20 protein-coding genes are annotated in these 22079 nt (G+C 72.2%); 3 read left to right on the forward strand and 17 right to left on the reverse strand.

The annotated features are described in order from the left end of the window. Positions 1-296: 296 nt before the first annotated feature. From DWB77_RS15685 to tsaB, 8 genes are all read right to left on the reverse strand, one after another. On the reverse strand, positions 297-917 hold the full coding sequence (locus DWB77_RS15685; RefSeq protein WP_120721871.1) for a hypothetical protein: 621 nt from the start codon (positions 915-917) through the stop codon (positions 297-299). A gap of 182 nt (positions 918-1099) precedes the next feature. Continuing rightward, positions 1100-1576, reverse strand: a complete 477-nt coding sequence (locus DWB77_RS15690) for a VOC family protein (RefSeq protein WP_120721872.1) — start codon at positions 1574-1576, stop codon at positions 1100-1102. A 294-nt stretch (positions 1577-1870) separates the two neighbouring features. Next, complete coding sequence (gene helR, locus DWB77_RS15695; RefSeq protein ID WP_120727835.1) at positions 1871-4048, reverse strand: RNA polymerase recycling motor ATPase HelR; 2178 nt, start codon at positions 4046-4048, stop codon at positions 1871-1873. A 550-nt stretch (positions 4049-4598) separates the two neighbouring features. Further along, the gene (locus tag DWB77_RS15700; RefSeq protein ID WP_120721873.1) at positions 4599-5447 is read right to left on the reverse strand and encodes a polysaccharide deacetylase family protein; all 849 of its coding nucleotides are present in this window, start codon (positions 5445-5447) and stop codon (positions 4599-4601) included. An 86-nt stretch (positions 5448-5533) separates the two neighbouring features. After that, a complete protein-coding gene (locus DWB77_RS15705) occupies positions 5534-5797 on the reverse strand; it encodes a hypothetical protein (RefSeq protein ID WP_120721874.1) in 264 nt (87 codons plus the stop codon). Continuing rightward, the gene (gene tsaD / locus DWB77_RS15710) at positions 5794-6936 is read right to left on the reverse strand and encodes a tRNA (adenosine(37)-N6)-threonylcarbamoyltransferase complex transferase subunit TsaD (RefSeq protein WP_120721875.1); all 1143 of its coding nucleotides are present in this window, start codon (positions 6934-6936) and stop codon (positions 5794-5796) included. The genes DWB77_RS15705 and tsaD overlap by 4 nt, the downstream gene beginning before the upstream one ends. Further along, complete coding sequence (gene rimI / locus DWB77_RS15715) at positions 6933-7415, reverse strand: ribosomal protein S18-alanine N-acetyltransferase (protein WP_120727836.1); 483 nt, start codon at positions 7413-7415, stop codon at positions 6933-6935. The genes tsaD and rimI overlap by 4 nt, the downstream gene beginning before the upstream one ends. A gap of 140 nt (positions 7416-7555) precedes the next feature. Continuing rightward, entirely contained in the window at positions 7556-8209 is a 654-nt protein-coding gene (gene tsaB, locus DWB77_RS15720; protein ID WP_120721876.1) for a tRNA (adenosine(37)-N6)-threonylcarbamoyltransferase complex dimerization subunit type 1 TsaB, read from the reverse strand. Between the two features lie 145 nt (positions 8210-8354). On the opposite strand from tsaB, the gene DWB77_RS15725 reads away from it, so the two are divergent. Continuing rightward, a complete protein-coding gene (locus DWB77_RS15725) occupies positions 8355-8903 on the forward strand; it encodes a hypothetical protein (RefSeq protein ID WP_120721877.1) in 549 nt (182 codons plus the stop codon). 48 nt (positions 8904-8951) lie between these two features. Here DWB77_RS15725 and DWB77_RS37800 read toward each other — a convergent pair whose 3' ends face one another. The 8 genes from DWB77_RS37800 to glmS all read right to left on the reverse strand — a co-directional run bounded on the left by DWB77_RS37800 (position 8952) and on the right by glmS (position 18508). Beyond that, positions 8952-9128 (reverse strand): hypothetical protein, encoded by a 177-nt coding sequence (locus tag DWB77_RS37800; protein ID WP_162952539.1) that lies wholly within the window; start codon positions 9126-9128, stop codon positions 8952-8954. Positions 9129-9291: 163 nt separating this feature from the next. Next, positions 9292-9801 carry a tRNA (adenosine(37)-N6)-threonylcarbamoyltransferase complex ATPase subunit type 1 TsaE gene (gene tsaE / locus DWB77_RS15730; protein WP_120721878.1) on the reverse strand — a complete coding sequence of 170 codons (510 nt, stop codon included), beginning with the start codon at positions 9799-9801 and terminating at the stop codon, positions 9292-9294. Next, positions 9770-11005 (reverse strand): alpha/beta fold hydrolase, encoded by a 1236-nt coding sequence (locus DWB77_RS15735; protein ID WP_120721879.1) that lies wholly within the window; start codon positions 11003-11005, stop codon positions 9770-9772. Before DWB77_RS15735 ends, tsaE begins: the two co-directional genes overlap by 32 nt. 136 nt (positions 11006-11141) lie before the next feature. Beyond that, the gene (gene alr, locus DWB77_RS15740) at positions 11142-12287 is read right to left on the reverse strand and encodes an alanine racemase (protein ID WP_120727838.1); all 1146 of its coding nucleotides are present in this window, start codon (positions 12285-12287) and stop codon (positions 11142-11144) included. 122 nt (positions 12288-12409) lie between these two features. Further along, on the reverse strand, positions 12410-13363 hold the full coding sequence (locus tag DWB77_RS15745; protein ID WP_120721880.1) for a L,D-transpeptidase family protein: 954 nt from the start codon (positions 13361-13363) through the stop codon (positions 12410-12412). 961 nt (positions 13364-14324) lie between these two features. Beyond that, the gene (locus DWB77_RS15750) at positions 14325-15755 is read right to left on the reverse strand and encodes an NAD(P)H-hydrate dehydratase (protein ID WP_120721881.1); all 1431 of its coding nucleotides are present in this window, start codon (positions 15753-15755) and stop codon (positions 14325-14327) included. A gap of 533 nt (positions 15756-16288) precedes the next feature. Further along, positions 16289-16657: a holo-ACP synthase gene (locus DWB77_RS15755; RefSeq protein WP_120721882.1), complete on the reverse strand. Its 369-nt coding sequence runs from the start codon at positions 16655-16657 to the stop codon at positions 16289-16291. Between the two features lie 3 nt (positions 16658-16660). Then, positions 16661-18508 carry a glutamine--fructose-6-phosphate transaminase (isomerizing) gene (gene glmS, locus DWB77_RS15760; protein WP_120721883.1) on the reverse strand — a complete coding sequence of 616 codons (1848 nt, stop codon included), beginning with the start codon at positions 18506-18508 and terminating at the stop codon, positions 16661-16663. Positions 18509-18644: 136 nt separating this feature from the next. On the opposite strand from glmS, the gene coaA reads away from it, so the two are divergent. After that, the gene (gene coaA, locus DWB77_RS15765; RefSeq protein WP_120721884.1) at positions 18645-19634 is read left to right on the forward strand and encodes a type I pantothenate kinase; all 990 of its coding nucleotides are present in this window, start codon (positions 18645-18647) and stop codon (positions 19632-19634) included. A 76-nt stretch (positions 19635-19710) separates the two neighbouring features. Beyond that, entirely contained in the window at positions 19711-20646 is a 936-nt protein-coding gene (locus DWB77_RS15770) for a DUF389 domain-containing protein (RefSeq protein ID WP_120721885.1), read from the forward strand. On the opposite strand, the gene glmM is transcribed toward DWB77_RS15770, so the two are convergent. Continuing rightward, positions 20643-22001 carry a phosphoglucosamine mutase gene (gene glmM, locus DWB77_RS15775; RefSeq protein ID WP_120721886.1) on the reverse strand — a complete coding sequence of 453 codons (1359 nt, stop codon included), beginning with the start codon at positions 21999-22001 and terminating at the stop codon, positions 20643-20645. The two genes, DWB77_RS15770 and glmM, sit on opposite strands and share 4 nt — an antisense overlap. Positions 22002-22079: the final 78 nt, after the last annotated feature.

A 22079-nucleotide genomic window follows, 5' to 3' on the forward strand; every position in this document is an offset into this window, starting at 1 on the left:
CCATGACGGGCTGAGGTGCTGGCCAGCACCGAGTGGCTAAGGGGCGCGGGGAACTGCGCGAGAAGCGACCACGGCCCGCAGCCGAAAGGGAGGCCCCTGGGGCTCCGCCCCCAGACCCCGTATCGCGCCTGAACGGCGCTCGTCCTCAAACTCCCCCAAGGCCTTAAGGGCCAGGGGGGACCCCCATGACAGGCTGAGGTGCTGGCCAGCACCGAGTAGTTAAGGGGCGCGGGGAACTGCGCGAGACGCGGGCACGGTCCGCGGACGAAGGCGGGTTTCAGGGGCGCGGGCCCGGGTCAGTGGGGCGGGTTGGGGGTGAGGGAGCGTTGGATCCAGCGCCGGTACGCGGTCGCCTTCACGACCCCGATGAGCCCCGTCAGCCAGCAGATCAGACCGAGCCCCATCCCGTACACGACGAGCGCATACGTATCGCGCCCCGGGACGGCGGTGGCCGGCAGCACCAGGCAGACGCCGAGCCCGCCCGCGCACAGCAGGACCGAGGGGACCAGCCACGCCAGGCTCAGGCCGGGTCTGCACAGATTGCGGTCGAGTACGGGGTCGCGGTCCAACTCGGCCCACTGGCGCAGGAGTTCACGGATCCGGCGGTCCTTGCGCAGCCCGAACCCGACCGCGAGGCCGGTGGGGATCATCACGCCGAGGCCGAGCACCAGGAACACCCCGCCGACGATCGCGGTGAGCACGTCGGTCAGCGAGGTGAGCGCCGTGCCGATCAGGGACCAGCCGAGCGCGAACAGCGCCGCCCACAGCCAGAGCAGTCCGAGCCGCCCGGCCCCCAAGTACCCCCTGACCAGGGCTTCGAGAACCCGCGCCCGGTCCGCGAGCAGCGCGTTGCGGTCGGGCCAGGAACGTATCGCGACGGGCGGCGGCGACGGCGGAAGCAGCGAGCGGGACAACATGCGCCAGAGATTATCGGGGGTGCCCGCCGGCCTGGAGACCCCCCTGCATCATGTTCACAACAGGTGGCCGATTCCCCCCCACCCCGGCCCGTCAACTCGGCCGACACATAGGCGACTTGGCGGCCGGGCGCCGACCAGGGCCCGCCAACCGAGCCACGCCGGCACCCCGCACCGGCCTCCAGCTACGCGTCCCGCAAAACGTCGACGTCCAGCTTCTTCATGCCCATGACGGCCGCCATGACCCGGTCCGCCTTGTCCGCGTCGCCGGTGAGCAGCTCGGGCAGTTGGGCCGGGACGACCTGCCACGACAGGCCGTACTTGTCCTTCAGCCAGCCGCACGGGCCCTCTTCGCCGCCCTCGCCGAGCAGCGTCCAGAACCGGTCGATCTCCGCCTGGTCGGCGCAGCCCACCGAGAGGGAGATCGCCTCGGTGAAGGTGAACTGGGGGCCGCCGTTGAGGGCGGTGAAGCGCTGTCCGGCGAGCTCGAACTCGACCGTCATCACCGATCCGGTCTCCCCGGGCGCCGACGCCGCGTAGTGCGTGACGGCCACGATGCGCGAGTCCCCGCCGAAGATGGAGACATAGTGCTCGGCGGCCTCCTCGGCCTGGTCGTCGAACCAGAGGAAGGTGGTGATCTTCTGCGTGATCTGCGCGGACATGGTCGGCCTCCTTGCCGTTGCCTGACCCCGTGCGGGCGGCATCATGAGGTGGACCGGGCCCGCGACCGAAACTCATCGGCGCCGCGACCCCGAACGCCGATTCCCTTCGGCCCGCCTTTCAGCACAGCCCCGCCGTCCCAGAACAGCACCGCCGTCCCAGAACAGCCCTGCCGTCCCAGAACAGCACCGCCGTTTCAGCACAGCACCGCCGGGGCCGGGCGGCAACATTTCCGGCGGCCGCGCCCCGGCCCTGGCCCCGGCCCAGGAACCGCGCTACCGCGACCCCGCCCCGGTTCAGGCGTCGCTCAGGACGACGAGCCGCTGGGTCGCCCTGGTCATCGCGACATAGCGGTCCACCGCCCCCTCGATGCCCTCGCCGAACCTCTCCGGCTCCACCAGGACGACGAGGTCGAATTCGAGGCCCTTGGACAGTTCCGGGGTGAGCGAGCGGACGCGGGGCGTGGCCCGGAAGCCGGGGGCGCCGATGACGCAGGCGATCCCGTCGTCGTGCCCGGCGAGCCAGGTCTCCAGGATCGAGTCCAGCTCGGCGACGGCGCCGTACCCGACGGGGACGCCCCCGCTGCGGATGGACGTGGGTACGTTGGCGTCCGGCAGCGCGGCCCGGATGACCGGCTCGGCCTCCGTCATGACCTCTTGCGGCGTGCGGTAGTTGATGCCGAGGGAGGCCACCTCGATCCGGTCGAGCCCGATCCGCTCCAGGCGTTCGCGCCACGACTCGGTGAAGCCGTGCCGGGCCTGGGCCCGGTCGCCCACGATGGTGAAGCTCCGGGAGGGGCAGCGCATCAGCAGCATCTGCCACTCGGCGTCGGTGAGTTCCTGGGCCTCGTCCACGACGATGTGCGCGAAAGGGCCGGCCAGCAGGTCCGGTTCGGCGGCGGGCAGGGCGCTGTCGTCGATCAGGGCGTCCTGGAGGTCCTTTCCGCGCAGCATCCGCAGGGCGCCCTCGCTCTCGTCGCCGGCCGAGTTGAAGTTGGAGGCCGAGATGATCTCGTCGATGACGCCGGACATCCGGGCCCGCTCGGCGGCGACCACCGCGTCGTGCCGGCGCCTGCGCCGTTCCGCCTCGGGGTCGCCGAGCCGCTGGCGGGCGGCGTCCAGGAGCGGCAGGTCGGAGACGGTCCAGGCCGCCGGGTCCGCGCGCCGCAGGCGGCGCAGGTCGTCGGGGCCGAGCCAGGGCGCGCACATCCGCAGATAGGCGGGGACCGACCACAGGTCGCCGACGACATCGGCCGCTTCGAGCAACGGCCACGCGCTGTGCACGGCGTCGACCAGGTCGCGGTCCTGGCGCAGCGCCGCTCGGAACTCCTCCGGTGTGACGTCCTCGCCGTCGTGCTTGTCGTGGAGGATCGTGACCAGCGCCTCCCAGACCAGCTCGCGGCCCTCGTTGTGCGGGGTGCCGGGCCCCGGCGCGTCGAAGGCCTCGGCCCAGTCCTCGGAGGTCAGCCGGATGTCGGACCAGGGGGTGGAGACGGTCATGGCGCCGGTGGGCGGTTCCTCGTAGAAGGCGACGGCCTTCTCGATCGCCCCGACCATGGCGACGGACGCCTTGAGGCGGGCCACCTCCGGATCGCTCTCCCGCGTGGCCGACGCGCCCTCGGCGACGAGGTCCCGCAGCACACAGGTCTGTACGCCCTCTTCGCCGAGGCTGGGCAGCACATCGGCGACGTAGTCCAGATAGGGGCGGTGCGGGCCGACGAACAGGACCCCGCCGCGCCGGTGGCCCAGGCGCGGATCGGAGTAGAGCAGATAGGCGGACCGGTGCAGCGCGACGACGGTCTTGCCCGTGCCGGGGCCGCCGTCGACGACGAGGGCGCCGCGCGATCCGGCGCGGATGATGGCGTCCTGGTCGGCCTGGATGGTGGACAGGACGTCACGCATCCGGGCCGAGCGGTTGGTGCCCAGGCTCGCGATGAACGCGGACTGGTCGTCGAGGGCGGCATGCCCTTCGAGCCCGTCGGCGCTGAACACCTCGTCCCAGTAGTCGCTGATCCGGCCCCGGGTCCAGCGGTAGCGGCGGCGGCTCGCCAGGCCCATGGGGTCGGCGTGGGTCGCGGCGAAGAACGGCTCGGCGGCGGGCGAGCGCCAGTCGATCAGGAGCCGGCGACCCTCGCGGTCGGTGAGGCCGAGCCGGCCGATGTAGAGGGGCTCGGGGTCGTCGGCGGAGACGATGCGCCCGAGGCACAGATCGAGACCGAAGCGGCTCAGGGTGCGCAGCCGGGCGGTCGTCTGGTGGAGCTCGACGTCCCGGTCCATGGCCGCCCGGCCTATGCCGCCGGGGGCGCGGCGCAGCGCGTCGATGTGATCGGAGAGCTCGGTGACCGTCTCGTCGAGGGTGCGGGCGACGACCGCGAAGTGCCGCTCGTCGCCTCCGATCAGCGCGGGGGCGGCCTTGGCGGCGAGACGGTTCGGCAGGTCGAACGCGACGGAGGTACTTGATGCAGAATCCGACAACGGCACACGCACTTCGTGAATCTCCCATTTCCGCAGGTACTGGCCCGAGGCCAGTGATTCTGCGGCAGGACGGGGGCCTTGCCGCAAGCCCCCCCATGCGCTATATCTTGATAGTGGCGAGGAGAGTACGTGCTCCTTGCCTTCTTCTTTTTCCGCAGCGTGCGGCCGACTGCGCAGTTCCCCGCGCCCCTTAACTACTCGGCGTCGGCCCGCACCTCAGCCCGTCATGGGGGTCCCCCCTGGCCCTTAAGGCCTTGGGGGAGATTGAGGACGAGCGCCGTTGAGGCGCGAACGGGGTCTGGGGCGGAGCACCAGGGGCCTCCCTTTCGGCTGCGGGCCGTGGTCGCTTCTCGCGCAGTTCCCCGCGCCCCTGGCGGGATCGGCGCGGGCCAGCACCTTCAGCCTCTCCGGCGATTGAGGACGAGCGCCGTTCAGGCGCGAACGGGGTCTGGGGCGGAGCCCCAGGGGCCCGGAACCAACCAACCCGCTGCGCGGGCGGGTGGGTGGGCGAAGGGGGCCGGGGGCTGGGGCGGAGCCCCGGGGAGGTCGGCTAGACGTAGTCCTCCAGGCGGGCCAGGGTGAAACCCTGCTCCTGTATGTGGCGGAGCATATTCGCCGTCATCTCCGTCATGGACGCCCCCTTGAGCTCCTTGGGCCCCCGGAAGTGCGCCAGGATGATGTCGCCGGGGTGCAGCTTCTTGTCACCGCGCTGGTACTGCATGTTGGTTATCTGCATCGACTCGCGCCACAGCACCAGCGCCCGGACGTCGCAGGACTTGGCGGCCGCGCGCGTGTTCTCGTTCCAGTTGCCGTACGGGGGCCGGAAGAGGCCGGGCACCTTGCCGTACTGCGCGCCCAGCTTCTTCTGCTGGGTGCATATCTCGTTCTTCTGCGCGGCCTCGCCGAGAGTGCGCAGGTTCGGATGCGAGAGCGTGTGGTTCTCTATGGAGTTGCCGAGCTCCTGGAGCGGCTTGAAGTAGCCGTAGTCGCCGCGGATGATGTCGTCGGTCAGGAACATCGTGAAGGGGACCTTCAGGTCCTTCATCATGGCGACGAACTTGGGGTCCTTCTCGGCCCCGTCGTCGAACGTCACGAAGACGATCTTCTCCTTGGTGGGGATGTCGCTCACCACCGGCACCTCGCCCGGCTTGCCCCGCACCGGCTTCTCGGCCGGCGGCGCGGGCGGCGCCGCGAAGGGCTTGAGCCCCCACTTGCGGTACGCGGCCTCGACGTCCGCCGTGTCACCGCTCGGGGACGTCGAGGACGTACCGGCGGACGCCCCGGACGGGGTGGACGCGGACGGGGCGCTGCCCGAGCCACCGCCGGACGAACAGCCCGTGACCATCAGCAGGCCGAAGAGAGCCGCGCCGATCGCTTTCTTGCGCACGAGCCAACCCATGTCCCACTACCGCCCGTTTCCGTCAACATCTCTTCCTAGTTTGATGACGAAAACGGTCATGAGGTTGCCTGGAACGACTTGAACGATCAGCCGCCCGTCCGGCCGAGCGACTCGAAGCGCCAGCGGTGCACCGGCCGGGCCACCAACTCCCCCTCGGGATCGGGGAGTTCGGGCAGCTCGGCATCGTAGGGCGCGTCCCACCAGGTGATGACGAGGACCCGGTCGCCGGGCGCGCGCAGGATCTCGCGGGCCAGGGGCGAACCGGCCACCGGGCGCTCCGACACCCAGGCGAGCAGCTCCTCGCCGCGCCCCTCGGCGGCCCGGGCCTCCCACATCAGCGCGACGGTCATGAGTACAGGTTCTTCTTGCTGACCTCGTGCACATGGTCGTGGTCGTGACCGTGGGCATGTCCGTGGCCGTGACCCTGGGCATGTCCGGACGCCTCGCCCGGTACGTGCGGCTCGGTCACCGGCAGCGAGGAGTCCGCCGAGAGTTCCAGGTCGGAGGCGGGCCGGTTCCTGGCCACCATCTCCGCGCCGAGGGCCGCGACCATCGCGCCGTTGTCGGTGCACAGGCCGGGCCGGGGCACCCGCAGCCGGATGCCGGCCCGCTCGCAGCGCTCCTGGGCGAGCGCGCGCAGCCGGGAGTTGGCGGCGACGCCGCCGCCGATCATCAGGTGGTCGACGCCCTCGTCCTTGCAGGCGCGTACGGCCTTGCGGGTCAGGACGTCCACCACGGCCTCCTGGAAGGACGCGGCCACATCGCGCACCGGCACCTCCTCGCCCGCCGTGCGCTTGGCCTCGATCCAGCGGGCCACGGCGGTCTTCAGACCGGAGAAGGAGAAGTCGTACGCCGGGTCGCGCGAACCGGTCAGGCCGCGCGGGAAGGCGATCGCGTTCGGGTCGCCCTCCTTGGCGAGGCGGTCGATGACCGGGCCGCCGGGGAAGCCGAGCTGGAGCACCCGGGCGATCTTGTCGAAGGCCTCGCCCGCCGCGTCGTCGATGGTGGCGCCCATGGGGCGGACGTCGGCGGTGATGTCGGGGGCGAGCAGCAGCGAGGAGTGGCCGCCGGAGACGAGCAGCGCCATCGTCGGCTCGGGCAGCGGCCCGTGCTCCAGCTGGTCGACGCAGATGTGCGAGGCGAGGTGGTTGACCCCGTACAGCGGCTTGTCCAGGGCGTACGCGTACGCCTTGGCTGCCGAGACGCCGACGAGCAGCGCGCCCGCGAGCCCGGGCCCTGCGGTGACCGCGATGCCGTCGAGGTCGCGCGCGGAGATCCCGGCGGTCTTCAGGGCGCGCTCGATGGTCGGCACCATCGCTTCGAGGTGGGCCCGGGAGGCGATCTCGGGGACCACGCCGCCGAACCGGGCGTGGGTGTCCACGCTGGAGGCCACGGCATCGGCGAGCAGCGTCGTTCCGCGCACGATGCCGACGCCGGTTTCGTCGCAGGAGGTCTCGATGCCCAGTACGAGCGGTTCGTCAGCCATCAGTCAGTCTCTTCTGTTCCTTGGACGTATTCCTGGACGGTCAGTCGCATCACGAGCGCGTCGACGTTGCCCGGCTGGTAGTAGCCGCGCCGGAAGCCGATGGGCTCGAAGCCGAAGCGCTCGTACAGCTTCTGGGCCCGGGTGTTGTCCACGCGCACTTCGAGCAGGACCTCGTCGCACTCGAAGGCGGTGGCGTGCTTGAGGAGGTCGGTCAGCAGGCGGGCGCCGAGGCCGGTGCCCCACTGGTCGCGGGCGGCGGCGATGGTCTGGACGTCGGCGAGCTCACCGGCGGCGGCGAGCCCGGCGTAGCCGACGAGCCGCGCCCGGCCGTTCTCGAAGGACTCGGCCACCACATAGCGGCGGGTGGCGCCGGGCCCGCGCGCGTGGGCGAGCTCGGACCAGAACATCCCCGCCGACCAGGCGTCCTCGGGGAACAGTTCGTGTTCGAGGTCGAGCACGGGCGCGATGTCCCACCAGCGCATCTCGCGCAACACGACCCCGGTCGCCGGGGTCCCGGCCGTCTCGGCCCCGGCCGTCTCGGCCCCGGTCGTCTCGGCCCCGGTCGTCTCGGCCCCGACCGCTTCGGCCCCGGCCGTTCCGGCGCCGGTCGCTTCGGCCCCGGTCACTTCGGGGTGACCACCTTGTAGTTCTTGGGCACCTGCGCGTCCGGACGGCGCAGATACAGCGGCGTCGGCGGCAGGAACTCCGCGCCCGCGGCGAGCTTTTCGGCGGCCAGCGCCGCGAGCGCTCCGGCCGACTGGTGCTCGGGGTCGCGCGCGAGCGGGAAGGAGTCCGGGTAGAGCACGGCGCCCTGGCCGACGACGGGCAGGCCGCTCAGCTCGTCGGCGATGTCGGCGGGCCGGTCGACCGACGGCTCGCCGACGCGGGTGCGGAAGTCGTCGTAGCGGGCCCAGTAGACCTCCTTGCGGCGGGCGTCCGTGGCGACCACGAACGGCCCCTCGATGCCGGAGGCGTAGGCGAGTCCGTCCAGGGTGCACAGTCCGTGGACGGGCACGCCGAGCACCGAGCCGAAGGTGGCGGCGGTGACCAGGCCGACCCGGAGCCCGGTGTAGGGGCCGGGGCCGACGCCGACGACGAGGTCCGTCACGGCGGAGAGGTTCAGGCCCGCCTCGGCGAGCACCCGGTCGACGGCGGGCAGCAGCAACTCCCCGTGCCGGCGGGCGTCGACCTGACGGGACTCGGCGACGACGGAGGTGCCGTCGTGCAGGGCGACGGTGACGGCGGGGGTGGCGGTATCAACGGCGAGCAAGAGCACGCGAACAGCCTACGACCAAGCCGGCGGGGGCACGGCGTCCAGCCCGAACCGTCACCTGCTGCTACCGTCAGCCGCAGGTATGACCGTAGACCTGCACGTACGTACGAAAGGGGAAGCCCAGGTGGCAAGGAGCAGCACGGGATTCGTGGCCGGGCTCACCGCGGCCGCTCTCGCGGTGGTCGGCTTCCTCGCCTACCAGGCCTCGGCGAGCGCGCCGCCCGCCGCCGACCTCGCGGCCCCCGGCGCCGTCGCCGCCCCGTCGTCGAAGCCCTCGAACCTGCCGCCCGCGGGCTCGCCCGCCGACAAGCCGGACCTCACGGTGCCGGCCAACTCGGGCACCGGTGTCCGGGTCGTGTACGCGCTGGGCGCGAAGCGGGTGTGGCTGGTGGGGGTGGCCAAGACGCCGAAGACCTTCGCCGTCGTGCCGTCCTCGATCAGCCCGAAGCCGGGCACGTACACGGTGCTCTCGCGGACCGGCGGCAAGATCACCGGCTCGGACGGGGTGGCGGTCGACCACGTCGTGCGGTTCGCCAGCAACGAGAACGTGGCGATCGGTTTCAGCTCGGCGGTGGACGGCTCGATGACGAGCCCCAAGACGGCCAAGAAGACCGGCGGCATCCGTATGTCGCGCGCGGACGGCGACGCGATGTGGGCGTTCGCGACCCGTAACTCCAAGGTCGTCGTCGTCCCGTAGCCGTGGCGCGGGGGTGTCCGGCCGGGGGCCGACATCCACCCGAGAGGACTACGCGGCGTCCTTGCGCGCGTCACCCTCGTCGGCGGTCGGGGCGCTCTCGCGCGGCGGCGTCGACACGGCGGTGGCCGCGGCGCACGAGGCGAGCAGATCGTGTATCGACACCCCGAGCGGCACCGGGACGCCCCGCGGGGCCTGTGGCTTCGCTTCGCGTTCCGGCACGGTCATGGCGGCCTCCTGAGGCTGCGGAAGAAGGCGCGGTTAGGTAGACCTAACCAGGTCTCTGTCTCCATGTGACCACGCCTGGTGCGACCGGCGCAACATTTTGCCGACGTCTTGTCGGAACGTACGGCTCGCTCCAGCCGCACCCGGGCGCGCCCTCGGAGTCCGCTCAGAGCCCCTCGACGCCCGCGCCGCTCCAGCGGGGCCCGATTCCGGTGACCGTCACGGTCCTGCGGTCGTCGTCGGTCTCGCCCACGACCCGGTCGATCAGTACCTGGAGCCGGTCGTCGGACAGCTCCTCGACCTTGCCCTCGCCCCACTCGACGACCACCACGGACTCGGGCAGCGACACGTCGAGGTCGAGGTCCTCCATCTCGTCGAGGCCCCCGCCGAGCCGGTACGCGTCCACGTGCACCAGGGCGGGACCGCCGACCAGCGAGGGGTGGACGCGGGCGATGACGAAGGTGGGGGACGTCACGGCGCCGCGCACACCGAGGCCCTCGCCGAGGCCACGGGTGAGGGTCGTCTTTCCGGCGCCGAGCTCCCCCGTGAGCATCACGAGGTCGCCGGGGCGGAGCAGTTTGGCGATGCGGCGGCCCAACTCCTGCATTTCAGAAGGGGAGTTGAGGGTCAGCCGGGTGCCGGCGTCAGCGGCCGGGCTGCTGTGCGGTGCTTCCATACGTCCCAACGTTAGCGGCCTGCGGCACCGCCCCGACCCGGGCCAGGAGATCCGCGAGGCGATCGGTGACCGTCTCGGGGTGCTCCAGCATCACCAGGTGTCCGCCGTCCGGCACGATGACCAGTTCGGCGTCGGGCAGCAGATCGGCGATGGCCTCGCTGTGCGAGCTGGGCGTGACCAGGTCGCGGTCGCCGGCCAGGACCAGCACGGGGACCTCCGCGAAGATCGCGAGCGCCGTCGTCTTGTCGTGGTCGGAGAAGGCCGGGTAGAACTCCGCGACCACGTCGATCGGGGTGCTCTCGATCATCCGCTCGGCGAACCGGGCGATCGCCGGGTCGACGTCCTTGGAGGAGAACGAGTACCGCTTGATCATGCCCGCGAACAGGTCGGCCGTCGCCCGCCGCCCCCGCTCCACCAGCTCTGCCTGGGAGCCCAGCGCCTTCAGCACGCCCGGCAGCACCCGGCGCACCGCGTTGACCCCGGCCACCGGGAGCCCGTAGTTGACCTCGCCGAGCTTGCCCGACGACGTCCCCACGAAGGCGACGCCGACGACGCGGTCCCGGATGAGTTCCGGGTACTGGTCGGCCAGCGCCATGATCGTCATGCCGCCCATGGAGTGGCCGACGAGGACGAGCGGGCCCGTGGGCGCGGCCGCGTCGATGACCGTCTTCAGATCGCGGCCGAGCCGGTCGATGTCGACCGGGACGCCGTCGCGCTGGGACTTGCCGCGGTCCGAGCGGCCGTGGCTGCGCTGGTCCCAGTGCACCGTGCGCAGCACTCCGCGCAGGGCCGCCCGCTGGAAGTGCCAGGAGTCCTGGTTGAGGCAGTAGCCGTGCGAGAACACCACCGTGACCGGGGCCGGGACCTTGCGCCCGAAGAGCCTGCGCTTGCGCGGACCGTTGGCGCCCGCCTCCGGCTCGACCTCGTCGCTCTCGTAGTACAGGACGGTCCCGTCGTCGGCGACCGCCTTGCCGGGCGTGCCCCGCAGCGCGCCGTACGGCCCGGACGCGTCCAGGGCCAGTCGCGCCTTCCTGCGCATCCCGCGCCCGACGGTCAGCCGCTCTATGGCGACGCCCGCCGCCGCGCCCGCCGCGACCACGCCTATCGCTGCGCCCGCGATCGAGGCCAGGCGCCATGTGCCGACCGCCGCCTGGGCATCCTGGACCGCGGATACGACGGCGTCCCCCGTGCCGGTCTCGCTCACCGTGCCCCTCCGCTCCTGCTCGTCGCCGTCTGCTGTCCGTCTCTTCTTGCTGGTCTTCTTCTCGTGCTCGTCTTCTTCTCGTGCTGGTCGTCTCTTACGCGTCGTCTCTTACGCGCCGTTACTTACGCGACGTCACCTACGCTGCGCCGGAACGCTCGTTGACATGGACGCGGGGTACCCGCGCACCGATGCGCGTCACGATCTCGTACGCGATGGTGTCGGCCGCCCGCGCCCAGTCCTCGGCCGTCGGCTCCCCCGCGTCACCCGGACCGAACAGCACGGCCCGGGCGCCCGGCTCGACCGTGTCCCCCTCAAGGTCGACCACGAACTGATCCATGGCAATGCGGCCCGCCGCGGTACGCACTTTCCCGCCCACCAGAACCGGGCCGCGCCCCGAGGCGTGCCGCGGGATGCCGTCGGCGTAACCGAGCGGCACCAGGCCGAGGGTGGTCTCGTGCTCGGTGACGTAGTGATGCCCGTAACTGACGCCGTGGCCCGCCGGGACCTGCTTGCTCAGCGCGACCGAGGCGGAGAGCGTCATGACGGGCCGCAGGCCGAGCTCGCGGGCGGTGCCCAGCTCGGGCGCCGGGGAGATGCCGTACATCGCGATGCCGGTGCGCACGAGGTCGTAGTGCGACTCGGGGAGGGTCAAGGTGGCCGGGGAGTTCGCGATGTGCCGCACCTCGGGGGTGACGCCCGCCTTCTCGGCGAAGCCGAGCATCTCCTCGAACACCGAGAGCTGGGCGGCGATCGAGGGGTGGCCCGGCTCGTCGGCGCAGGCCAGGTGCGACCACAGGCCGGTGACGGTCACCTCGGGGGCGGCGAGCGCGGCGTGCACCAGTTCCGGCCAGTCGGCGGGCTGGCAGCCGTTGCGGCCGAGGCCGGTGTCGGCCTTGAGCTGGATCCTGGCCGTGCGTCCCGCGGCGCGGGCCGCCTCGGTGACCTCCCGCAGCGCCCACATCCCGCTCACCGAGACGTCGATGTCCGCCTCGATCGCCTCGCGCCAGGGGCCGCCGGGCGTCCACAGCCAGCACATCATGGGGCCCTCGATGCCGGCCGCGCGCAGGGCGAGCGCCTCGTCGGGGGTGGCGGTGCCGATCCAGGCGGCGCCCGCCTGCCGCGCCGCCCGCGCGCACGGCACGGCGCCGTGCCCGTACGCGTCCGCCTTCACCACGGCCATGAGCTGCGCGCCGGACGAACGGGCGCGCAGCGTACGCACGTTGGCACGCAGCGCGCCGAGGTCGATCTCGGCGCGGGCGCGCACGGCGGGGTTCTGAGTCATCGCGGTCATCGCGCCCAGTCTCTCAGAGCCCACGGGCACCCGGATTGTGCCGCGGACCACACCGCCGGGGCGGGCCCGTGGGCGGGTCCGACGGCGGGACGTGGGCGGGACCGTGGGTGGGCTCAGGTGCCGTCCCGGTGCCCCCACACATAGACGCCGTCGCCCTTGCGCAGGACGTCCCAGAGCTTTCGGGCGTCGGCCAGGCCCAGATTCACGCAACCCTGGCTGCCCACCGAGGTGTACACGCTGTGGTAGATGGCGTGGAAGGCCTGCCCGCCGTCGAAGAACTGGGCGTAGGGCATGGACTGGTGGTAGATCGTCGACCAGTGGTTCTTGTGCCGCCAGTACACCTTGTGCCAGCCGCCCCGGGTGGGCATCGAGGCCCGACCGCTGCGGATCGGCACCGGCCCGAACGTCACCTTCTTGCCGGTCTGCACCCACATCAACTGCCGCGTCAGATCCACGCACGCCACCCGCTGCGCCTTGACGGGGCACTTGTGCGCGGCGTTGGGGTTCTTGCGGGCCGACAGGAACTGCATCCGCGACCAGGTCACCGGGCCCGCGAAGCCGATCGCCGGTGAAATGCCCTGCGCCTGCTGGAACGTGCGGATCGCGGCGCAGTCGGCGGCGGACTGCCTGCCGTCCACCGCGCGCCGCAGCCAGCGCTCGATCTGGCGCTGGTAGGGCCCGGTCCTGGTGGTGCAACTGCCCGGCTTCGCGGCGAGCTCGCCCTGCGGTACGTACTCGACGAGCCGGTACGCGCCCTCGGGGGCGTCGGCCGGCTCCACGGCGTCCTCGGCGGCGCCGGGCTCGTACACGAGGGGCGGCAACACCTGGTCCGGGGTGTCCAGCGGCCCCGCGTGCGCGTCCGGCGCGAGGCCGGGTACGAGGACGTCGGCGGGGGCGGGGTCGCCGGGGGCGGCGGGGGCGGGTGCGGGTGCCGGGGCGGCGGGGTGGGCCGGGGGTGGGGGTGGGAGCTCTGCGGCGGCCGGGGGTGCGGCTGCCAGGGCGAGGGCTGCCGCGAGTACGAGGCCGTAAGTAGTCCAGCTCTGGCGCCTGGAGCGCTTTGGTGGCATTGGCGGGGTTTGTACCGGTTCCATGCCCCCAGAGAACCGGGCCGTCTGGGCGTGTCGCGGAAGCCGCGCGGGGGGTGTCACCCCGGGGGTGGGGGGTGCGCGGGTCGCCCCGACCCCCTGGCCCCCTTTGCCCACCCACCCGTGACGGGGGTTGGACGGCTCCGGCCCCCTGGGGCTCCGCCCCAGACCCCGGCGCGTTGGCCCACCCGCCCGCCCGTGCGGCGGGTTGAACGGGCTGAGCCCTGGGGCTGCGCCCCAGACCCCTGCGGGTTTGCCCACCCACCCGCCCGTGCAAGGGGTTGAACGGGCTGAGCCCTGGGGCTGCGCCCCAGACCCCCGCGGGGGCTCCGCCCCCTGCACCCCCGTTCGCGCCTGAACGGCGCTCGTCCTCAAACGCCGGACGGGCTGAGGTGCTGCCCAGCACCGAGTAGCTAGGGGCGCGGGGAACTGCGCGAGAAGCGACCACGGTCCGCAGGATCGAGAGGGTTTAGGGGCGCGGGGAACTGCGCGAGCAACCACCCGCGGCCCGCAGCGTGAAAGGGGTTTTGGGGGCGCGAGGAACTGCGCGAGAAGCGGGCACGGTCCGCAGGGTCGAGAGGGTTTAGGGGCGCGGGGAACTGCGCGACCAGCCACGCACGGCCCGCAGACGAAAACGGGTTTCCTGGGGGCGCGAGGAACTGCGCGAGAAGCGGGCACGGTCCGCAGGATCGAGAGGGTTTAGGGGCGCGGGGAACTGCGCGAGCAGCCACGCACGGCCCGCAGACGAAAACGGGTTTCCTGGGGGCGCGAGGAACTGCGCGAGAAGCGACCACGGTCCGCAGGATCGAGAGGGTTTAGGGGCGCGGGGAACTGCGCGACCAGCCACCCGCGGCCCGCAGACGAAAACGGGTTTTGAGGGGCGCGGGGAACTGCGCAAGACGCCGGCACGGTCCACGGGATCGAGGGGGTTGGGGGCAGGGGGCTATTGGGGGTTGGGGCGGGCCGCGTCCTGCCAGGCGGTGGGCAGCGCCTCAGCCACCCCGTACGCCGTCACAGGAGCCCCCTGCGCCGCATGGCGCCCGGCCAGACCATGGAGATAGGCCCCCATCGCCCCCGCATCCCGCGCGGGCAACCCCGTCGCGAGCAGCGAGCCCGTCAGGCCGGACAGGACATCGCCGCTCCCGGCCGTGGCCAGCCAGGGCGTACCGGTCGGGTTGACCCGCACCGGGCCCTCCGCGTCCGCGACCAGGGTGGTCGAGCCCTTCAGCAGGACGGTCGCCGCGTACCGCGAGGCCAGCGCACGCGCCGCCGCGAGCCGCCCCGCCTCCACCTCCTCGCGCGCCACCCCGAGCAGCGCCGCCGCCTCCCCCGCGTGCGGGGTGAGCAGGGTGGCCGCCGAGCGGGCCCGTACGACCTCGGGGTCCAGACCGTGCAGGCCGTCCGCGTCCACCAGGACCGGCACGTCCGATGCGAGCACCTCCTCGACGCCCGGGCCGTCGCCGAGTCCGGGGCCCACCACCCACGCCTGCACCCGCCCGGCCCGCGCGGGCGAGCCGTCCGACACCAGGGTCTCGGGGAAGCGCGCGATCACCGCGTCGCCGCCGGGCCCCACATAGCGCACCGCGCCCGCGCCGCCGCGCAGCGCTCCCGCGACCGCCAGGACCGCCGCCCCCGGATAGCGGGCCGACCCGGCGACGACGCCGACGACACCCCGCCGGTACTTGTCGCTCTCGGCGGCCGGGGTGGGCAACAGGTCCGCCATGTCGGCGTGTTGGAGCGCCTCGACGGCCGGTACGGAGGGCAGGTCGAGGCCGATCGGCACGATGTGGACCACGCCCGCGTACTCCCGTGCGGGGTCGATGAGCAGACCCGGCTTGTACGCCCCGAACGTGACGGTCGCGTCCGCCCGCAGCGCCTCGCCCCGTACTTCGCCGGTGTCCGCGTCCACGCCGCTGGGCAGGTCGACGGCGACGACCAGCGCGTTCGAGCCGCGGGCCGCGCGGGCCAGCGGTACGGCGTCGGGGCGCAGGCCGCCGCCGCCGCCGATGCCGATGATGCCGTCCAGTACGAGGTCGGCGGCGGCCAGTACCTCGAACGGGTCGTCGGCGACCCGGCCGCCGGCCCGCTCCAGCGCGGCCAGGCCCTCCGGGTGGGCGCGGTCGGGGCTGAGCAGTACCGCGCTCACGCCGGCGCCCCTGCGGGCCAGGCGGGCTCCGGCGTACAGCGCGTCGCCGCCGTTGTCGCCGCTGCCGACGAGCAGGACGATGCGGGTGCCGTAGACCCGGCCCAGCATGTTCGCGCAGGCGGCGGCGAGGGCGGCGGCGGCGCGCTGCATGAGCGTGCCGGGGGGGAGGTGGGTCATGAGCTCGCGCTCGGCGGCCCGAACGGTGTCGACGTCATAGGCAGTACGCATACCGCCACTCTCCCCCACCCCCAACCCCCGGCCCCCTGGGGCTCCGCCCCAGACCCCGAGGCGCCTTGCCCACCCACCCGCCCGTGCAGCGGGTTGAACCAGCTGAGCCCCTGGGGCTCCGCCCCAGACCCCGTTCGCGCCTAAAGGGCGCTCGTCCTCAATCGCCGGACAGGCTGAAGATGCCCGTGCGGCCCAGCACCGAGCACTCAAGGGGCGCGAGGAACTAAGCGACCAAGTCCCGCCCGGCCCGGCACCAGTCCTGCCAGGGGCGCGGGGAACTGCGCGAGAAGCGAGCACGGTCCGCACACGACCGAGTGGTTAGGGGCGCGGGGAACTGCGCGACCAGCCACCCGCGGCCCGCAGACGAACACGGGTTTTGGGGGCGCGGGGAACTGCGCGACCAGCCCCGTACGGCCCGCAGCCGAAAGCGGGTTTCCAGGGGCGCGAGGAACTGCGCAAGACGCGACCCCGGCCCGCACACGCCCGGGGTTCAAGGGGCGCGAGGAACTGCGCAACCAGCAACCCCCGGCCCCCTAACCCTCCGCGATCACCACCGCCGACGCCACCCCCGCGTCATGACTCAACGAAACATGCCAATGCCGAACCCCCAACTCCGCCGCCCGCGCCGCCACAGACCCCCGCACCCGCAGCCGGGGCTGCCCATTGGCCTCCACATACACTTCCGCGTCCGTCCACAGCAGCCCCGCCGGCGCCCCGAGCGCCTTCGCGAGGGCCTCCTTCGCGGCGAAGCGGACGGCCAGCGACGCCACCCCGCGCCGTTCGCCGCCGGGGAGTATCAACTCGCTCTCCACGAACAGCCGTTGGAGCATCGCGGGCGTCCGCTCGATGGACTGCCCGAACCGCTCGATCTCGGCCACGTCAATGCCGACCCCAATAATCACTGCTCACTCCACCGTCACAGACTTGGCCAGATTGCGCGGCTGGTCGACCTCGTTGCCCCGGGCCGTCGCCAGTTCGCAGGCGAAGACCTGGAGCGGCACGGCTGCCACCAGCGGCTGGAGCAGCGTGGGGGTGGCCGGGATGCGGATGAGGTGGTCGGCGTACGGGACCACCGCCTCGTCCCCCTCCTCCGCGATCACGATCGTGCGTGCCCCTCGCGCCCGGATCTCCTGGATGTTGGACACGATCTTGTCGTGCAGGACCGACCGCCCGCGCGGCGACGGCACGACGACGACCACCGGCAGGTCCTCCTCGATCAGGGCGATCGGCCCGTGCTTGAGCTCGCCCGCCGCGAACCCCTCCGCGTGCATGTACGCCAGCTCCTTGAGCTTGAGCGCGCCTTCGAGCGCGACCGGGTAGCCCACGTGCCGACCGAGGAAGAGCACCGTGTTCTTGGCGGCCAGCGAGCGCGCCAACTCCCGTACGGGCTCCATGGTTTCGAGCACCCGGTCGACCTCGGTGGCGATCTCCGCGAGGTCACGCACCACGTCCCCGATCTCGTCACCCCACTTGGTGCCGCGCACCTGGCCGAGGTAGAGCGCGACGAGGTAGCAGGCCACCAGCTGGGTGAGGAAGGCCTTGGTCGAGGCCACCGCCACCTCGGGTCCCGCGTGCGTGTACAGGACCGCGTCCGACTCGCGCGGGATCGTCGAACCGTTGGTGTTGCAGATCGCGAGGACCTTCGCGCCCTGTTCGCGGGCGTGCCGCAGCGCCATCAGGGTGTCCATGGTCTCGCCGGACTGCGAGATCGCGATGACCAGGGTGCGCTGGTCGAGGATCGGGTCGCGGTAGCGGAACTCGCTGGCGAGCTCGGTCTCGCACGGGATCCGCGTCCAGTGCTCGATCGCCAGCTTCGCGATCATGCCCGCGTGGTAGGCCGTCCCGCACGCCACGACGACGACCTTGTCGATCTCGCGCAGCACGGCGTGCGGGATCCGCAGTTCATCCAGGGTCAGCGAGCCCGCCGCGTCGATCCGTCCGAGCAGCGTGTCGGCGACCGCCTTGGGCTGCTCGGCGATCTCCTTCAGCATGAAGTAGTCGTAGCCGCCCTTCTCGGCGGCCGAGGCGTCCCAGTCGACGTGGTAGGCCCGGGTCTCGGCGGGCGCGCCGTCGAAGTCGGTGACCACCACGGCGTCCCGGCGCACTTCGACGACCTGGTCCTGGCCGAGTTCGAGGGCGGAGCGGGTGTGCGCGATGAACGCGGCGACGTCGGAGGCGAGGAAGGCCTCCCCCTCGCCGACGCCCACCACGAGCGGCGAGTTGCGTCGCGCGCCCACCACCACGTCCGGCTCGTCGGCGTGCACGGCGACCAGCGTGAACGCTCCCTCCAGACGCCGGCACACCTGGCGCATCGCCTCCGCCAGGTCCTCGGACGAGGAGTAGCACTCGGCAAGGAGGTGGGCCACGACCTCGGTGTCCGTCTCGGAGGCGAGCGCGTGGCCGCGCTCGGCGAGCTCGGCCCGCAGCGCGGCGAAGTTCTCGATGATCCCGTTGTGCACGACCGCGACCCGCCCGGCGTTGTCCAGGTGCGGGTGCGCGTTGGTGTCGGTGGGGCCGCCGTGCGTGGCCCATCGGGTGTGCCCGATGCCGGTCGCCCCGGCGGGCAGGGGCGCCTCCACGAGCGCCTTCTCCAGGTTGACCAGCTTGCCGGCCTTCTTCGCCGCGGCGAGTCCGCCGTCCGCGAGGACCGCGACACCGGCCGAGTCGTATCCGCGGTACTCGAGCCGCTTCAGGCCCGCCACCACGACGTCAAGCGCCGACTGCCCGCCCACATAACCCACGATTCCGCACATGGCGGCAGCCTACGACCGCGACCCCCTCTTTCTGCCTCAGCCGGGGCGTGCGCGACGCTTCATCCGTATTTCCCGCCTTACGGCAAGTGACCCACCCCACCCCCCACGCACGTCATACAGCCGCAACAATGGAGTCGTGATCACCTCGCCGCCCCGGAGCGCCCACCGCAAGCCGGAGGCGACTCCCTATGTGGACCTGACACGCGCGGAGTGGAGCGCTCTGCGCGACAAGACGCCGCTGCCGCTGACCGCCGACGAGGTCGAGCGACTGCGGGGGCTCGGCGACGTCATCGACCTCGACGAGGTCCGCGACATCTATCTGCCGCTGTCCCGGCTGCTCAACCTGTACGTGGGGGCCACCGCCAATCTGCGCGGCACCCTCAACACCTTCCTCGGTGACGCGGGCAACGGGCACGGCACCCAGCACGGCACCCCCTTCGTCATAGGGGTCGCGGGTTCGGTGGCGGTCGGCAAGTCGACGGTGGCGCGTCTGCTCCAGGCGCTGCTGGCCCGCTGGCCCGAGCACCCGCGGGTGGAGCTGGTCACCACCGACGGCTTCCTGTACCCGATGGCCGAGCTCGAGCGCCGCGGCCTGATGTCGCGCAAGGGCTTCCCCGAGTCGTACGACCGGCGGGCCCTGACCCGGTTCGTCGCGGACATCAAGGCGGGCAAGGACGAGGTCACCGCGCCCGTCTACTCGCACCTGATCTACGACATCGTGCCGGACGAGCGGCTCGTGGTGCGCCGCCCCGACATCCTGATCGTGGAGGGCCTCAACGTCCTCCAGCCCGCCCTGCCCGGCCAGGACGGCCGCACCCGGGTCGGCCTCGCGGACTACTTCGACTTCAGTGTGTACGTGGACGCGCGCACCGAGGACATCGAGACCTGGTACCTCAACCGCTTCCGCAAGCTGCGCGACACCGCATTCCAGAACCCGTTCTCGTACTTCCGCAAGTACACCCAGGTCTCCGAGGAGGAGGCGCTCGACTACGCGCGGACGACCTGGCGGACCATCAACCGGCCCAACCTGGTGGAGAATGTGGCGCCCACGCGCGGACGCGCCACGCTCGTCGTGCGCAAGGGACCGGACCACAAGATCCAGAAGATCTCGCTCCGCAAGCTCTGACACCTCTGGCAGCTCTGGCAGCCCGAACACCCCGGACAGCCCCGACACCGCGCAAGCCCCGACCCGGCGAGGAACCGTGCTGCACCTGCGTCTGATCGTGCCCGCCGATCGCACCGAGGAGGTCGTGCGCACCATCGAGTCGACGGTGGGCACCGCACACCTGGCGGTGCTTTCGGGCGCGGCCCGCAATCCCGTCGGCGACCTCGTGCTGTGTGACGTGGCCCGTGAGGCGGGCGACGAGTTGATCGCCGAGCTGCGAGCGATCGGTCTCGACCGGGACGGTTCGATCGCCGTCGATCACATCGATCTTTCGATCTCGAAGCGGGCCGACAAGGCCGAGGCGGAGGCGCCCGGCGAGGGCGCGGACGCGGTCCTGTGGGAGTCGCTGACCGACGCCACCCACGAGGAGTCGACGCTGTCGATCACCTATGTGGCGTTCCTCGCCGTCGCGACGATGCTGGCGGCGTGCGGGGTGATGCTCGACAACGCGATCCTGATCGTGGGCGCGATGGCGGTGGGCCCCGAGTTCGGGCCGCTTGCCGGTATCTCCACCGCCCTGGTGCGCCGCGCCCCGCGCCTGGTGGGGCGCTCGCTGCTCGCGCTGGTCGTGGGCTTCGCCTCGGCGATGCTGCTCACCGCGGGCTTCGGCTGGCTGATGGAGGTGCTCGGGCTCTTCGACAAGTCGATGATCGAGGCGCCCCGGCCGAACACGGCGTTCATCTTCCGGCCCGACTGGATGTCGTTCGTCGTGGCGTTCCTGGCGGGCATCGCCGGAACGCTGTCCCTGACCTCCGCCAAGTCGGGCGCGCTGATCGGGGTGGCCATCTCGGTGACCACCGTCCCCGCCGCGGCCAACGCCGCGATGGCGTTCAGCTATCAGGACTACGGCCAGACCTGGGGCTCCAGTTGGCAACTGCTCGCCAACCTGGCCGGCATCGTCCTGTCCGGCACGCTGACGCTGCTCGCCCAGAAGGCGCTCTGGGCGAGTCAGCGCAAGCGTCAACTCCCTTAGCCGAGCGCCGACTTGACGACGTCGGCGAGACGGCCGGCCACCGAGCGGGCCTGCTCGATGTCGGCGGCCTCCACCATTACGCGCACCAGCGGCTCGGTGCCCGAGGGCCGCAGCAGCACCCGGCCGGTGGCACCCAGCTCGCGCTCGGCCTCGGCGACGGCCGTGCCGAGCTCGGCGGAGGTGGCGACCCGGGACTTGTCGACGTCGGGGACGTTGACCAGGACCTGCGGGAGGCGCGTCATGACCCCGGCGAGGTCGGCGAGCGTACGGCGGGTCGCGGCGACGCGGGCGGCCAGCATCAGACCGGTCAGCGTGCCGTCACCGGTGGTCGCGTGGTCCAGGATGATCACGTGGCCGGACTGCTCGCCGCCCAGCGCGTAGCCGTGCTCCTTCATCGACTCCAGGACGTAGCGGTCGCCGACGCCGGTCTGGACGAGCTGAATGCCCTCGCCCTCCATGGCGATCTTGAAGCCGAGGTTCGACATCACGGTGCCGACGACGGTGTTGCCGCGCAGCGTGCCCGCCTCGCGCATGGCGAGCGCGAGCACCGCGAGGATCTGGTCGCCGTCGACCTCGTTGCCCTCGGCGTCCACGGCCAGGCAGCGGTCGGCGTCGCCGTCGTGCGCGATGCCGAGGTCGGCGCCGTGCTCGACGACGGCCGCCTTGAGGAGGTCGAGGTGGGTGGAGCCGCAGCCGTCGTTGATGTTGAGCCCGTCCGGCTCGGCACCGATCGTGACGACCTCGGCGCCGGCCCGCGCGAACGCCTCCGGCGAGACCCGGGCGGCCGCGCCGTGCGCCTCGTCCAGGACGACCTTCAGGCCGTCGAGGCGGTTGGGCAGCACCCCGATGAGGTGGGCCACGTAACGGTCGAAGCCCTCCTTGTACGAGCGGACGCGGCCCACGCCGGCACCGGTCGGACGCTCCCAGGGGGCACCCGTGCGGTGCTGCTCGTAGATCGACTCGATGCGGTCCTCCAGCTCGTCGGCGAGCTTGTGGCCGCCGCGCGCGAAGAACTTGACACCGTTGTCCGGCATGGCGTTGTGACTGGCCGAGAGCATGACGCCGAGGTCGGCGCCCAGCACACCGGTGAGGTACGCCACCGCGGGGGTGGGCAGCACACCGACCCGCAGGACGTCCACGCCCGCGCTCGCGAGGCCCGCGACGACCGCGGCCTCCAGAAACTCTCCCGACGCCCGGGGGTCGCGCCCGACCACGGCGGTCGGGCGATGCCCCTCGAAGGTCCCCGCCTCGGCGAGCACATGCGCCGCCGCGACCGACAGACCGAGCGCGAGCTCGGCCGTCAGATCCGAGTTGGCGACACCGCGCACGCCGTCCGTGCCGAAGAGTCGTCCCACGTCTGTCCTCCGAAAACCTCAAAGTGCGGGGTAGATAGACGAACGCCCCGGCAGCACGCAGAGTGCTGCCGGGGCGAA

The sequence above is a fragment of the Streptomyces hundungensis genome (assembly GCF_003627815.1).
GTDB lineage: Bacteria > Actinomycetota > Actinomycetes > Streptomycetales > Streptomycetaceae > Streptomyces > Streptomyces hundungensis_A.

Bases quoted from the DNA above. Each gene is read 5' to 3' on its own strand.
- tsaE (WP_120721878.1), bottom strand. From the start codon at position 9,801: ATGGAAGCACCGCACAGCAGCCCGGCCGCTGACGCCGGCACCCGGCTG.
- DWB77_RS15700 (WP_120721873.1), bottom strand. From the start codon at position 5,447: ATGGGTTGGCTCGTGCGCAAGAAAGCGATCGGCGCGGCTCTCTTCGGC.
- glmS (WP_120721883.1), bottom strand. From the start codon at position 18,508: ATGTGCGGAATCGTGGGTTATGTGGGCGGGCAGTCGGCGCTTGACGTC.
- rimI (WP_120727836.1), bottom strand. From the start codon at position 7,415: ATGCGCTGGTGGGACATCGCGCCCGTGCTCGACCTCGAACACGAACTG.
- DWB77_RS15750 (WP_120721881.1), bottom strand. From the start codon at position 15,755: ATGCGTACTGCCTATGACGTCGACACCGTTCGGGCCGCCGAGCGCGAG.
- DWB77_RS15685 (WP_120721871.1), bottom strand. From the start codon at position 917: ATGTTGTCCCGCTCGCTGCTTCCGCCGTCGCCGCCGCCCGTCGCGATA.
- DWB77_RS37800 (WP_162952539.1), bottom strand. From the start codon at position 9,128: ATGACCGTGCCGGAACGCGAAGCGAAGCCACAGGCCCCGCGGGGCGTC.
- DWB77_RS15690 (WP_120721872.1), bottom strand. From the start codon at position 1,576: ATGTCCGCGCAGATCACGCAGAAGATCACCACCTTCCTCTGGTTCGAC.
- DWB77_RS15745 (WP_120721880.1), bottom strand. From the start codon at position 13,363: ATGCCACCAAAGCGCTCCAGGCGCCAGAGCTGGACTACTTACGGCCTC.
- DWB77_RS15705 (WP_120721874.1), bottom strand. From the start codon at position 5,797: ATGACCGTCGCGCTGATGTGGGAGGCCCGGGCCGCCGAGGGGCGCGGC.
- alr (WP_120727838.1), bottom strand. From the start codon at position 12,287: ATGACTCAGAACCCCGCCGTGCGCGCCCGCGCCGAGATCGACCTCGGC.